Annotated in this window: 16 protein-coding genes; 2 read left to right on the forward strand and 14 right to left on the reverse strand. The window is 48.8% G+C overall.

The window, feature by feature from the left end:
• Window positions 1–4: 4 nt before the first annotated feature.
• Both thiL and KB186_RS27065 read right to left on the reverse strand, forming a co-directional pair.
• A complete protein-coding gene (thiL, locus tag KB186_RS27060; protein ID WP_173611938.1) occupies window positions 5–1021 on the reverse strand; it encodes a thiamine-phosphate kinase in 1017 nt (338 codons plus the stop codon).
• A gap of 98 nt (window positions 1022–1119) precedes the next feature.
• Window positions 1120–1581, reverse strand: a complete 462-nt coding sequence (locus tag KB186_RS27065; protein WP_173611937.1) for a SprT family protein — start codon at window positions 1579–1581, stop codon at window positions 1120–1122.
• Between the two features lie 116 nt (window positions 1582–1697).
• On the opposite strand from KB186_RS27065, the gene KB186_RS27070 reads away from it, so the two are divergent.
• Entirely contained in the window at window positions 1698–2036 is a 339-nt protein-coding gene (locus KB186_RS27070; RefSeq protein ID WP_232774744.1) for a hydrolase/acyltransferase, read from the forward strand.
• Between the two features lie 76 nt (window positions 2037–2112).
• Window positions 2113–2235, forward strand: a complete 123-nt coding sequence (cmpA, locus tag KB186_RS27075) for a cortex morphogenetic protein CmpA (protein ID WP_232774746.1) — start codon at window positions 2113–2115, stop codon at window positions 2233–2235.
• 25 nt (window positions 2236–2260) lie between these two features.
• On the opposite strand, the gene KB186_RS27080 is transcribed toward cmpA, so the two are convergent.
• The 12 genes from KB186_RS27080 to KB186_RS27135 form a co-directional block, all read right to left on the reverse strand.
• Window positions 2261–4423, reverse strand: a complete 2163-nt coding sequence (locus KB186_RS27080; RefSeq protein WP_221869307.1) for a Tex family protein — start codon at window positions 4421–4423, stop codon at window positions 2261–2263.
• 97 nt (window positions 4424–4520) lie between these two features.
• On the reverse strand, window positions 4521–5309 hold the full coding sequence (sigB, locus tag KB186_RS27085; RefSeq protein WP_088910503.1) for an RNA polymerase sigma factor SigB: 789 nt from the start codon (window positions 5307–5309) through the stop codon (window positions 4521–4523).
• Window positions 5278–5772 carry an anti-sigma B factor RsbW gene (rsbW, locus tag KB186_RS27090; RefSeq protein WP_232774748.1) on the reverse strand — a complete coding sequence of 165 codons (495 nt, stop codon included), beginning with the start codon at window positions 5770–5772 and terminating at the stop codon, window positions 5278–5280. Before rsbW ends, sigB begins: the two co-directional genes overlap by 32 nt.
• Window positions 5772–6098, reverse strand: coding sequence for an anti-sigma factor antagonist (locus KB186_RS27095; protein WP_173611932.1), 327 nt, complete (start codon window positions 6096–6098; stop codon window positions 5772–5774). The genes rsbW and KB186_RS27095 overlap by 1 nt, the downstream gene beginning before the upstream one ends.
• A gap of 23 nt (window positions 6099–6121) precedes the next feature.
• Window positions 6122–7123, reverse strand: a complete 1002-nt coding sequence (locus KB186_RS27100) for a PP2C family protein-serine/threonine phosphatase (RefSeq protein WP_173611931.1) — start codon at window positions 7121–7123, stop codon at window positions 6122–6124.
• Window positions 7124–7143: 20 nt separating this feature from the next.
• Window positions 7144–7557: an anti-sigma regulatory factor gene (locus tag KB186_RS27105; protein ID WP_173611930.1), complete on the reverse strand. Its 414-nt coding sequence runs from the start codon at window positions 7555–7557 to the stop codon at window positions 7144–7146.
• A 208-nt stretch (window positions 7558–7765) separates the two neighbouring features.
• Window positions 7766–8116 carry a type II toxin-antitoxin system PemK/MazF family toxin gene (locus tag KB186_RS27110; RefSeq protein WP_005830205.1) on the reverse strand — a complete coding sequence of 117 codons (351 nt, stop codon included), beginning with the start codon at window positions 8114–8116 and terminating at the stop codon, window positions 7766–7768.
• Window positions 8117–8119: 3 nt separating this feature from the next.
• A complete protein-coding gene (locus KB186_RS27115; RefSeq protein ID WP_007721089.1) occupies window positions 8120–8419 on the reverse strand; it encodes a CopG family ribbon-helix-helix protein in 300 nt (99 codons plus the stop codon).
• A gap of 246 nt (window positions 8420–8665) precedes the next feature.
• Window positions 8666–9853 carry an alanine racemase gene (gene alr / locus KB186_RS27120; RefSeq protein ID WP_173611929.1) on the reverse strand — a complete coding sequence of 396 codons (1188 nt, stop codon included), beginning with the start codon at window positions 9851–9853 and terminating at the stop codon, window positions 8666–8668.
• Window positions 9854–9855: 2 nt separating this feature from the next.
• The gene (locus KB186_RS27125) at window positions 9856–10296 is read right to left on the reverse strand and encodes a hypothetical protein (protein ID WP_047074011.1); all 441 of its coding nucleotides are present in this window, start codon (window positions 10294–10296) and stop codon (window positions 9856–9858) included.
• A 184-nt stretch (window positions 10297–10480) separates the two neighbouring features.
• Window positions 10481–11563: a hypothetical protein gene (locus KB186_RS27130; RefSeq protein ID WP_232774749.1), complete on the reverse strand. Its 1083-nt coding sequence runs from the start codon at window positions 11561–11563 to the stop codon at window positions 10481–10483.
• 747 nt (window positions 11564–12310) lie between these two features.
• Window positions 12311–13348 (reverse strand): outer membrane lipoprotein-sorting protein, encoded by a 1038-nt coding sequence (locus tag KB186_RS27135; protein WP_173611927.1) that lies wholly within the window; start codon window positions 13346–13348, stop codon window positions 12311–12313.
• Window positions 13349–13447 lie beyond the last annotated feature (99 nt).

Below are 13447 nucleotides of genomic sequence, written 5' to 3' on the forward strand. Positions count from 1 at the left end.
TCTTTCATCCACTCCTAAAATGGTTGAATCCTGCTTTGGGCAACGGGAGCTGTTGATCATCGCGCTGAAGCATCAATTCTGGTTCATGCCTCTTCCCCACCACCTCACCGATGACAGTAAATGGTACACCACTAGCGGCAAATTGCTTACTTACCGCTTCGTAGTGACTTTTCGCAAGCGTTCCGACCAATTGATAATCTTCACCGCCATAAAAAGCCCATTCCAGCGGATCTTTTTCCACGTACCGTGCATACTTCCGAACTTCGTCATGGATCGGTACCGTTGCAGCATCGACCAAGATCGATACACCACTCGCCTCAGCAATCTCCCACAGCTCTGAGGCAAGTCCATCACTTACATCATTCAGTGCACTACATGCCCCTGATTCCATCAGCAGTCTGCCCGCCTTTATTTGGGCAACGGGACGCTGATGGGCATCCATCAATGTCTCCCAAGGTAAAGAGACACCCCTTTCAGCAGTCTCGCCTTGCAGGAGAAGATGTAGTCCTGCTGCAGAAGTTCCGACATGCCCTGTAACAAAAACAAGCTGCCCAGGCTTTGCTTGTGAGCGGCGAATGGCACGCCCTTTTTCCACCTCACCCAGTACGGTAACACTTAGGTGCAGGGCATCAGGCGCAGAAACGGTGTCGCCACCAATGACACGAACTCCATATGCCTGACAAGCCTCGTAAATACCTTCATAGATTTGCTGGCATTCGGCAGGCGTCCATTGCGGACTTACCGCGATACTGACAAGTGCATACCGGGCAACCCCGCCCATCGCTGCAACATCGCTCACATTGCTGATAACAGCTTTATATCCGATATCACTAGGATTCATCGTTTTCTTCAAAAAATGAACCGTCTCCACCATCGCATCGCAGCAGGCTACGACTTCCATTTCTGGCGTTGGGGAGAAGACAGCGGCATCATCCCCTATCCCGACGGTCAAACCGTTCCCTTCCTGCCCCGCAGAACGACTTGTCCATTGCCGGATCAGGGAAAATTCGTCGTGTGCCACTTCAAACGCTCCTTTTCCTTCGCGGAAAACATTTTTCGTCTGTTCATTATACCCCTGCTGTCAAAAGACGTGCAAGAAAGCTAAACGCCTCTGACTCTTTATGTCGTAAGCTCGCGCAACAGCAGCTTTCCTTTGCAGCGCCCACAACGATAGCGGCTCGGGTTCATCATTCGTTTACGTTTGTAGCTCATACCACATTCCTTGCAAACCAACTCGTAGCGATAAGGCAGGGTTGTACGTCCGTTTCCTACCTGTTGACAGTATCTGCTCCCCCCGACCTGATGCAGAAGCAGTTGAAAATCCTGATCCGCGTGACGATACCCGCGCTTTTCTATGTGCAAATGATAATGGCAAAGCTCATGCTTAATGATCGCAATCAATTCCTCCACACCATGTTCCTGCAAATGCTTCGGGTTCAATTCAATGTCATGCGAGCGCAGCAAATACCTCCCGCCAGTCGTGCGCAATCTGCTGTTAAAGCGGGCCTGATGGCGAAAGGGCTTGGCAAAAAATTCGCTGGATATTTGCTCTACCAGCATTTGCAGTTCCGTATCGGTCATCTCATCTCCTCCGCTTCCTTCTTTTCACCATAGCAGTTCCAGTTGAAAAGTGCCAGACAGATAGGCTACACTGAGTGCAAATAAACGGTCATTTAGACAGAATGGTGGAGGAGTTCATGCGCTATTTGTTGTTGCAGTCCAGTGACGGACTACAGTTTGTCTCGTTGCCCGAAACGCATATGTACCAATTAATCGCTCTATTAAAACGACTTAACAAGGAAATCGACAAATTGACGATCACAGAGCGCCCTGAATTGCCTACGGTTCTGGCAGACTGTGCGGATGTGGAACGGTTAGAGAGCGGGCTTTCGATCGTGGATGGTTTGGCGTACGTCAGTGGTTTGGAGCGACGCTTCGCTGCCCTACAAGAGACCGAGTATCCCCTCATCTCTTTATTGACAGAGATCCGTGCCCTACAAGCCCAATTGGAGTATTTGCTCGAAGAAGAAGAGTAAATAAAAATTCTAGGCACCTCCTGCTCGTCTCGGCGCATACATTGCCTATAGACGAATATCTCCAGGAGGTACTTTCATGCCACAATGGATGCGCAGGCAGTTGCAACGTGCCTTTAATGGGAAGGACGTTCGCCAAATCCGTGTGCTCAACAGTTGCTGGTTCTTATATTTAGAAAAAAATAGCGGCCGCCCTGACTGACAGGAGGCCGCCTTTTAGTTCATTCTTACCCTTCCGTTGGGGCGATCATGGTCATCCCTACACGCTGACGTTTCTCGTCAATTTCTACTACCCATACATCTACGATATCGCCAACAGTCACCACTTCAAGTGGATGTTTCACAAAGCCCTTCTTCAAGCGTGAAATGTGTACGAGACCGTCGTTTTTCAGACCGATATCCACAAACGCTCCGAAGTCGACCACGTTGCGCACAGTACCTTGCAGCTTCATGCCCACACTCAGATCAGACAACTGAAGGACATCACTTCGCAAGAGTGGTTTTGGCAGTTCGTCACGCGGGTCGCGACCAGGACGCAAGAGGCTGTCTACAATGTCTTGCAGTGTTGGCTCGCCAATCCCGAGCTTCGCAGCGGTCTCTTTTACATCCAAAGACTGCACGCGTTCCTTGCAGTTCTCACTACCGATCTCCTGAGCGCTAATGCCCAGCATCGACAGTAGCTGGTGGGTCGCATCGTACGATTCCGGGTGAATCGGTGTTTTATCCAGTGGATTCGCTCCGTCCATCACGCGCAGAAATCCGATGCACTGCTCGTACGTTTTAGCACCTAAGCGTGGAACCGCCTTTAGCTGGGAGCGCTCCGTGAACTTCCCGATCTCGTCCCGTTTTTTCACGATATTCCCCGCCACTTGACGGCTGATCCCTGATACATACTGCAAGAGAGAAGGAGAAGCCGTATTCACATCTACCCCGACATGGTTTACGGCAGACTCAACCACAAACTGCAGACTGTCTGCCAGCCTTGATTGGGAAACATCGTGCTGGTACTGACCGACCCCAACGGACTTTGGATCGATTTTGACCAACTCCGCGAGCGGGTCTTGCAAACGTCGGGCGATCGATGCCGCACTTCGCTCTGCTACATCCAGGTCCGGGAATTCTTCCTTAGCCAAGGCGGATGCGGAATACACGGATGCTCCTGCCTCGTTCACGATGATGTACATCACCTCACGCTTCAGCTCTTTCAGCAGCGTGGCAATGAACTGTTCTGTCTCGCGCGAAGCAGTACCGTTCCCAATCGCGACAACCGTAACTCCATAGGTTTCGATCAACTGCTTCACTTTCACTGTAGCTTCTGCCACTTTATTGGCCGGAGGGGTTGGATAAACGACTGCAACCTCCAGCAGTTTGCCGGTTTCGTCTACAACGGCGAGCTTACAGCCTGTACGAAACGCCGGATCTACCCCAAGGACGACTTTGCCTTTTACAGGCGGTTGAAGCAGCAAATTGCGCAGGTTTTCCGCAAAGATGTGAATAGCACGTTCCTCGGCTGCCTCTGTCAATTCAGCGCGCACCTCTCGTTCAATAGAAGGGGCAATCAGGCGCTTATACGCGTCCTCGACTGTCAATGTCAGCAGATCGCGGGCAACTGTCTCATGCGGAATGGTGCGTTTTTGCATCCAAGCCAAAATCTCTGCGACTGGGGCCTCAATAGAAACCTTCAAAATACCTTCGTTTTCTCCCCGATTGATGGCCAGTACCCGATGGGGAACGACCTTTTTCAGAGGCTCACTATATGCGTAATACATCTGGTATACATTTTTCTCGTCTGCTTCTTCGGCTTTCTGCTCCGTCAGAAGCAATCCTTTTTGCACGGTGCGTTGACGTATCCACTGGCGAATTTCTGGGTCATCAGACAGAAGTTCCGCCACGATGTCCATTGCTCCTTGCAGAGCTTGCTCAGTCGTCTCGACGCCTTTTTCCGGGTTGATATATGGTTTTGCTTCTTCTTCTGGATTCCCGGTTTTCGGTAAGCTCATGAGGTAGTTGGCAAGTGGCTCTAGTCCCTTCTCCTTAGCCATGGTTGCACGCGTGCGGCGTTTTTGGCGGTAAGGGCGGTACAGATCCTCTACCTCTTGCAGCTTTGTCGCACGCTCAATAGCTGTGCGCAGCTCGTCCGTCAGCTTGCCTTGCTCATCGATGAGCCGAACAACTTCTTCCTTCCGCACTGACAGGTTGCGTAAATAGCGAACGCGTTCCTCAATCGCTCGAATTTGTGTTTCATCTAGCTGCCCCGTCATTTCTTTGCGGTAGCGGGCAATAAAAGGAACCGTGTTTCCTTCATCCAGAAGGGCAACCGTGCGCTCCACCTGGTGAGGTTTGACACCCGTATCTTGGGCGATTGTCTGGATCATCAACGTAAGCTCCATACCTGTCCTCCTGCGCTCATTCTTCGTCGTTTATTGTACCACATTTGCTAACAAGGACTGGAAAAAGGGAAGAAAAAAGAGGAGCCACTTGGCCCCTCTACGTCGCGGTTTCCAGCTGTTCCACTCTCAATGCTTCTCGCAACTTGCCCAACGCCCTGCGCTGAAGGCGGGATATATGCATCTGCGACATCCCCATGATGTCCCCAGCTTGCTTCTGACTCAAATTTTGATAAAAAGTTAATTGAATGATTTCTTTTTCACGATGATCCAAAATTTGCAGGGCCCGCTCCAGCATCAGATTCTGCTCGACTGCTCCGTACCCTTCTTCCGTCGTCCCCACCAGGTCGAGTAAAGAAATGGTGTTGCCGTCCAGATCCGCTTCCAGCTCGCTGTCCATAGAGAGAGAATGATAGCTGCGCCCCATCTCCAATGTCTCCAGAATCGCTTCTTCTGTAACGCCGAGGCTGTTGGCAATGTCCGCAATTTGGGGAGAACGCTGCAGCTTGATCGTGAGCTCGTCGACCACCCTTTTGATCTTCGGGCTCAGCTCCTTTACTCTGCGCGGAACATAGACACTCCATGTCTTGTCCCGAATATAGCGCTTAATCTCCCCTACGATAGTCGGAATCGCAAAGCTCTCAAATGTCCGCTCAAAGCTAGGGTCGAACCGACGAAAGGAAGCAAGCAGGCCGATTAATCCGACTTGCACGAGGTCTTCATACATGACTTGTCCGCGAACAAACTTCTTCGCTAACGATTCCACAAGAGGAGTATAGGCCCTCACCAGTTGTTCCTGTATCGCAGGATCTTTTGTTTCACCATACAGGTGGATGAGCTCCTTCAACTCCTCTGGACTATATTTCTGCTTCCGAGATTGTCCAGTCATTGCCAGCCACCCCATCCTGCCGAACATACTTGGTCATGGAGACTACTACTCCTGACTCAGAGCGAATCTCCACCTCATCCATAAGCGTGTGGATGAGATAGAGCCCGAGCCCGCCCTCATCCAAATCCTCAAGGTTTTTCCCTGCATAAATCGGCGTCAGTTGCTCAGCAATGAGCTCATTTGAAAACCCAACGCCCTGATCGCTTATCTCGATCACCAATCGATCTTCATAAACGTGGCATTGGATATGAATGGAGCAAGGATTCTCTGTTTCCTTGTATGCATGTCTTACTACATTCGTGCATGCTTCTCCGACGGCAAGCTTGATATCCTCAATCTCGTCAAAAGAAAAGCCCATACGGTTGGCTATACCGGATACAGTCAGACGTGCTACTCCCAAATACTCCGCCTTGCTTGGCAAAGTCAATTGAATCACGTCTGCCTGAGGTCGATTTGGACCCATTACTCGCTCTCTCCTTTGCGGATGGCAATATGATCGTATAAGCCAGTGATGCGAAATAGCCTTTCCACACGCGGAGACAATTTGTGCACCTCAAATGTACGATTTCGTTGGATGCACTCTTTCATAATCCCGATGAAAATTCCGATTCCGGTACTGTCCATGTATTCTACTGCTTCCAAATCAACCGTAATGTGATTGATATCCGGCTTGGTGACGAGTGACATGAGTGTTTCCTTTACTTTCGGTGCTGTAAAAGCATCAATATCTCCACCAAGGACCACTCGGTGCTCAGTTCCAAGGCTCGTTGTCTTAATTAGCAGGTCCATCTGCTTCTCCCCCCGTATGTTGCTTAGGTTCTTCGAAGTACAATCATGGTGTAATCATCCAGCAGGTTAAATTGGGAGAGCAGAAGCAGTCTATTGTACAGGCCGTTTGCCATCTTTTGGGCAGATTCGCCCACCTCTTTTTGCAAATGGTGTACAAGCTCTTCCCTTTGCAAATAATATCGGTTATTTTTGCATTCTGTTACACCATCCGTCAGAAGAATCAGAACATCATTTATTTCTAAATAAATCTCCTGAACCTGGTATTCACTGTTTGGGCATAAACCGAGTGCATTCCCTCGCCCTTCGAGATCGTAAAATTTTCCTTCCGCCGACTTGTACAAAAATCCTGGCTCGTGTCCTGCCATCGCATAACGGAAACAGTGTTCCACTGAGTCGTAACTGCCAAAAAGCATCGTCACAAACATGCTCGGATCAATATTTCTTCCCACGATCCGGTTTAAATGGTGCAGCATTTCATCGGGACCCAGCTCCATTTGTCCAAGGCTGTCTATTGCATATTTCACCATCGACATACACATCGCAGCAGGCATTCCTTTTCCGGTAATGTCTGCAATAGCGACGCCAAAACGCCCGTCACTTTGCTCAATGAAGTCGTAATAGTCGCCCGAGATTTGTTTCGCGGCAATACTCACTACGCCAATCTCCAGCTCTGGGTAGACCGGAACTTCACTTGGCAAAAGGGATTGCTGCATCGCTTTGGCCACGGCTATTTCTGATTCCATCTGTTGATGCCGATTCCGCCAGCTATTTACGGATCGGTGCTCGTTCCCATATTCAATCATGACCTCTGTCAAAATGGAGAAGGAGGAGCGCACAAACTCTGGCACTTCCCCAAGCTGCTCAAGCGCTTGCGCATGCAAATCAGTTATTTCTTCTGGTGAAATATCTTGAGAAAGCATCCATTTGCCCAACTGCTGGGCTCCATAAAGCTGGTCCTCCCCTTGAGCACTCAGGTAATCCCGAAGAATTTTGACATACTCTTCCTGGAAGCTCCGGGTTACCATCTATCTCATTCCTCCTTTGCTTAATCGCTCCACTTCACAACAACGACACGCGTCCCTTCTCCCAGGGTACTGTGGATCTCAAATTCATCCATCATGCGCCTGACACCCGGCAATCCGGCCCCGAGGGCACCCGAAGTCGAATAGCCATCATCTAATGCCTGGCGGATATCAGGAATCCCTGGACCGCTGTCATGTGCTATTATTTGCAGGCCGATCACTCCTTCGCGCTCAATCGGCGAAATGGTGATCGTCCCCGTACCCGCATACAAATAAATGTTGCGAGCTAATTCAGAGATTGACGTGGCGATGCGGGACTGCGTGATCGTGCCAAAGCCAAACGACTTCGACATATTTCGCCCCACTTGTCGCGCCGTCACGATGTCTGATTCTTGTTCTATATTGATTGTCTCAGGAGAATAGTCTGCCACAACCAAAAAAACCCCTTCCGCCTCGCTTGGTAGGTAGAAATGAGTTTTTTCTCTACCTCGAAAAATAAATCATATTGTGTCACATTTTGTCTGATATTCTCTTTTCGAACAGTTCGATGTGTACCTGCGAAATCCCTGCAAATTTGACAGCAAAAAACCACTTGCTTCACTCAAGTGGCTTTTCCTATCAAATGGTCTGATCTTTTTTCACACGTTAAAAATCAATGAGTCCTAAACTGATTTGCAAGGATTCATTAACCCGATCCATCATCTCGTCATCGAGATGCGTAATTTTATCAGTGAGACGTTGTTTGTCAATGGTTCGTATTTGTTCCAACAGAATAACGGAGTCACGATCAAATCCATAAGTTTTTGCGTCAATTTCCACATGCGTAGGCAGCTTCGCCTTTTGAATCTGCGCCGTAATGGCAGCGACGATGACCGTCGGACTAAATCGATTTCCAATGTCGTTTTGAATGACTAAAACAGGCCGTACGCCTCCTTGCTCAGAGCCAACGACCGGGGACAGGTCCGCGAAAAACACATCGCCACGTTTGACAATCACCAGTCACACCCCGCTAACTAAGCGGACAAGAGTATGGTCAGCCTCTTCTTCAGCGCCAAAAGCCTCCGATGCCATATTCAGATTGATCTTCGCCATCTCCATGTACCCTTTTTGCATGGTCTCACGGATTGTGCGTTTTTTTCGCTCTTTCAAATACAAATGCATCGCTTGGCGAATAAACTCGCTGCGATTGGATTTTTCCTTTTGAATAACGCCATCCACTTCCTGAAGCAAGTGTTGTGGCAAGCTGATCATGATGCGTTTCGTGTTTGACTTCGACAAGACAAATCCACCTCCAACCATGACCGTAACTTCCATCCGCTATGCTGGTTCTTGAAAGAACAGCCAATATGAACAATACCATTATGTCGAATCCATTGCAAAAATATACCTACTGTGCGCTTTTTCGGTGAAAAAACGTGAGTGTAAACAATCCAAAGGTGCAGGTGAAGACTTCGTTTACCCAAAAAAGCCAGCTTTTTCGCTTAACTAGTATTCGTGTTCCACGGGAAAATTCCTGCTGAATTTCCTTGCTAGTTATTTACATTTTCACGAAGACGAGTGCTTCATCGTCAATGGGTGAAAGACGTCCGTTACTTTCTGGTCGCGTAAATAGAGGCGCGGAATTCGATAATTCAGCATACAAGGCACCTCGTAATTGATTGTTCCCAGCAAATCGGCAATTTCATCCAAGGAGATTTCCTCGTCCCCCTGCTTACCATACAAGACGACCTCATCATTGACCGCTGCTTCTGTCGAATTCAGGCTGACCATCATTTGGTCCATGCAAACTCTGCCTGCAATCGGGTAGCGCGATCCATTGTACAACACCTCACCGCGGTTGGACAAAAGGCGAGAATAGCCATCTGCGTATCCGATCGGCAGCGTTGCGATCCACTCGTCAGGCTTTGCTGCATACGTAGCACCATAGCTGACCGTGAATGGCTCATCTGCCTTCTTGACGTGGGCAATTCTGGTCTTGAGTGCCAGGGCGGGGGCAAGAATGACATCCGCACGTTCTTTCATGTACAAAGAAGGATACAATCCGTATAAACCTATGCCTAAACGAATCGTATCATACCCCCAATCGGGAAATGCGATAGCCGCAGCCGTATTGCAGCAATGAACGGTCGGCAATGTTTTATTTGCTTCACGCAGTACTTGCAAAAAGGATTGAAACAAGTCGTGTTGTCGTCGCACATGGGTTGTATCTGGTTCATCCGCGCAGGCAAAATGCGTAAAAATGCCTGTCCACTCAAGCTTTGAGCATTCTTCAAGGGCATCTACAACCGCAAGCAAATCTTCTTTTGTCCGGACGCCCAAACGTCCCATGCCTGTATCGGTCTTCACATGAATCCCGACCGGCTTGTCATCATTTTTCTGAAGAATGTCGTTCGCTTCCGTGATCCATTCGACGCTGTAAGCAGTTAACTCCACTTCCAGCTCGCTTGCAGTGACAATGGATTCAACAGGTGTGTATCCCAACACTAAAATCGGCGCTGTGATCCCTGCCCTCCGCAAAATAAGCGCTTCATCGAGCAATGCGACTGCAAGTGAATCTGCACCGCTCGCCAACGCTTCTTTTCCAACATGGACAGCACCATGACCATACCCGTCTGCTTTCACAACAGCCATAATACCCGTTTTTTCTGGCAAATGACGTTTGAATGTCTCGAGGTTCGCCCGGATGGCATCCAAATCAACCTCTACCCAAGTGTCACGACAAAACGATTTCATTCCTATCTCCTCTTGTTCCCTTTTTTATAGTAAAACAAGCGTTCATTTAAATGACTGAGAAATTGCCTGGAAACCATCAGTGATTCCTTTTTGCCGCCTACACGATAAAAATGACGGCCTTCATAAATTTGCTCGACTTCAGACAGCGGGTAGCTCTTTTCCTGTCCTGACATAGAGATAATCAGGTGGGTCTTGGTCAGCTTGTACACCGGACGCAATACCGATTTGTACAGAAACGGAGATAATCCAACAACAGCAATGGCAATGGCAAAAACAAGCACTTTGAATCTCGTGTCATTGGTCGGGAAAAATTGAGAGAGAATCATCATCCCCAGCACAAACATGACAGTCTCGTTAATGCGCATTTTCCAGCTTTTTCGCAGGAGCATGTCTTTGTAGGTCGATGCTTCCTGGTACAAAACTTCGTTAGACGGTTTCTTCATGTAAAGCATGCCACCTCATTCAATAAGTTACTCTGAATGTATCGTGTTTTCCCGCTGTGTGTCAATTCGCGGATTGTCCTTTCACCTCATTCACACGTTGGTTTTTGTGTACAAATCGGCCCTCATCGACCAATCCCAGGAAAATAGAAAAGCAGATGGGATTCGCTCCCACCTGCTGACTTTTCTACATGGTTTTCTCCTGGTCTTTTTCCTCTTTTTCATGTCTGGGGAAAACGACTTTTTCAAAGCTGCCATCCACCATTTTTTGCACGATCGCTGTCAATTCCTCGCTGCGCTTATCTGCTTGCTCCTGTGTGAGCTTGCCTGCCTCTACTGCTTCTTTTAGCTTGGCTTCGTGCTGACCTACCAAGAGCTCGATGACGTCATCCACTTCTACGCCCTGCTCCTTGGCAATGGTCGCCAACGATTTTCCTGCTTTTTGCTCTTCCTTCAGCTTGTCTGCATCCAGCTTGAGGAGGGACAGCAGTTCTTCATTTTTTTCAATGCCCATTCCTTTACCCGGTCCGCGTCCGTGATGCGTGTTTTGCACCATTTCTTTTACCCGTTCGCTCGCATTCTCATTCATTTTGTCGGCCTGTTCCTGCGTCAGCTTCCCGGCGGTTACCGCCTCTTTCAGCTTGGTTTCCTGTTGTTTCACCAACAGAGCCACCAGATCATCCACGGATACGCCTTGCGCCTCTGCGATGGCAGCCAGCGATTTGTCCGTTTTCAGCTCTTCTTGGAGTTTATCGGCATCCAGCTTCAAGAGGGTCAGCAGTTCTTCGTTTTTCTCGAAGCCACCGATGAAGCCTCCTCTGCCAAAGCCTTTATCCGGTTTCGCGTTTTCTACTTGCTCTTTTACGCGATCGCTCAGATTTTCAGACAGCTTATCTGCCTGCTCCTGAGTCAGCTTGCCTGCTGCTACTGCTTCCTTCAGTTTGGCCTCTTGCTGGTCAACCAGAAGTGCCACGACATCAGCGGAGTCAACTCCTTGGGCTTGTGCAATTGCTGCGAGTGTTTTCCCTGCTTGAAGCTCTTCTTTCAGATTGTCGGCATCCAGCTTCAACAGAGAGAGAAGCTCTGTATTTTCTTTGAGGCCCACACCACCGTGGTGGCCCATCTTGCCCGTTTTGAATTTTACTTCTGCAGGTTTATTCAATGAAGTTGGTTTTGCTGAATCGGCTGCCATTGCTCCGCCTATGCTACCCAAACTCAGAACCACTGCCATCGTTCCCATCAGCATTCCCATTTTCGTTTTGCTAAACATGTACACTCAACCCTTTCGTCTTTGCTCGTGTAGTGTGCTTGTTCTTTGGTACAAGACCAAGTGTACATGGGTATTTTTAGATTCCCGTTTGAGAAAAAAGGAAAACTTGAGGGAAAATCGTAGAAAACTATGAAGGGCATTTTGGTTTGAGTCAACATGGTGGAGGAAAAGAAAAAGCACAGTTCTCTTCGACTCTGACACGCCAGCGAGGGTGATTGACTGTCCGTCTCCACTTCCAAAAAAGAGGACCGTCGAGCCAAAGCCACCCTACGGGCGGAAGCTTCTCAAGGAAGAAGTGTTCGACAAGCGTGGTCCTCTTTTTGAAGTTCCGACTGGGTAGGCGTTGTCAAGGTCTGCGAGCCCTGTGCTTTTTCTTTTCGCCAGCTTTTTGGATTCATCGCTTCTTTAAAACTTAGGAAGATTCTCCTTTATGTATCAACAGGGGGAGTTTCTAAAATAGTAGAACAAAGTTGCTTGGGAAGAAGTGCATTTCCAGTCCAAGCGCCTCTGGAGCCCACCTGAGCGTAGGATTGAATGTCGGGGAATTTCAGCTTCACTTATGAACTACTTCATCGAAACTTCTACGTTTGAAGCGCTCCCGACATTCAATCCGGAGCGGACAGTCTAACCCCTTGCAGGGCGTAGGCCGAAGCGTAGACTGGAAATGCGCTTCTTCCCCTCCACAGCAGCTACATTCTAAAGCAAAAACAAAAGAGGACGGTATTCACCGTCCCCTCTCCCATGCTTTTATTTCGCGCTGAGACCATATGTCGACTGTGCGACATTCACCATTTCTTCCTCAGGGAGATCCCCAGCGATTGTATATTCGATGCCGTCGAGCTCCCACGTCAGAAGTCGCTGATTTTCACCTGTCTGCGCAAGCACACCAACCGTAAAACCGAGGTTCACAGGCATACCTTGCTCATACGACACAGATGCTGCCGTCGGGCGCCCTTCGATTACTTTGTAGTTGTAGGTTCCTTTGTAGGTCAGGATAACCTTTCTCTCTCCATCACGGGTGACGGGCTCGATATCTCCTTGCGTAACCCCTTCTGGCATATACGTAGGGACGATGACACCGAATTGGCTGTTCGGTTGTTTCACGACCTGTCCATTTGTTGGTGCCATTGTTGGGATTGTTGTCAACGAGCTTGTTGTCATGTTGCGCTCTTTGTCAAAGGCGTCTTTGTCAAACATAGGGTTGAACGAAAAATCAGTGAAATCAATTCGTACGAGCGGATTCATGCTAGCATCCATAATTTCGGCGTGCGTCGGTTTGAAATCTTCTGTCAGCCAAATTTTTTGCTTGGTCAAAGAACGATTGCCGCTGTAGTTCGCTTTCACTTCGAATACATACTGTTTTTCTTCCATCTTCATTTGGCGCTCCGTGTCATCGATAATGCTCTTGGCCAGCGTTTCGTATAAATATAACGGTCCGTTGTTCTCAGGCCAGCCACTTTGGAAGCGGAAGCTCTTGTTCAGATGCGGGGTCAGTACAAAGACTCCTTCATTGTTTCGCAAGATGATTTGTGTAATGCCACGCTGTTTTGAGGTAAGAGCTACCCGATAATTGGTTGGCTTTTCATACCAGACCTGAACATCGTACTCCATGGGGGTAGAGCCTGTCTGCATGGTCAAAACTGCCTGAGACTTGTACCCAGTCATTTTTCCCAGTGCACCGTTCAGGTCGCTCACCACATCTTCTGGTGTTTTCTGACCGAAACAACCGCCGAGGAACAGGGTGAAAACCAACAATAACACCAGTGGTAAAGCTACCCGTTTCATTCAATGAACTCCTCCTTGTCAATATTTTCGACAAAGAAGGGCATCCCTGTCTATTTCCTGGGAAATCTGTCAGTCTCTCGCCCATGCAGCGCACATCGT

The organism is Brevibacillus sp. AF8 (genome assembly GCF_021270385.1).
Lineage (GTDB): Bacteria > Bacillota > Bacilli > Brevibacillales > Brevibacillaceae > Brevibacillus.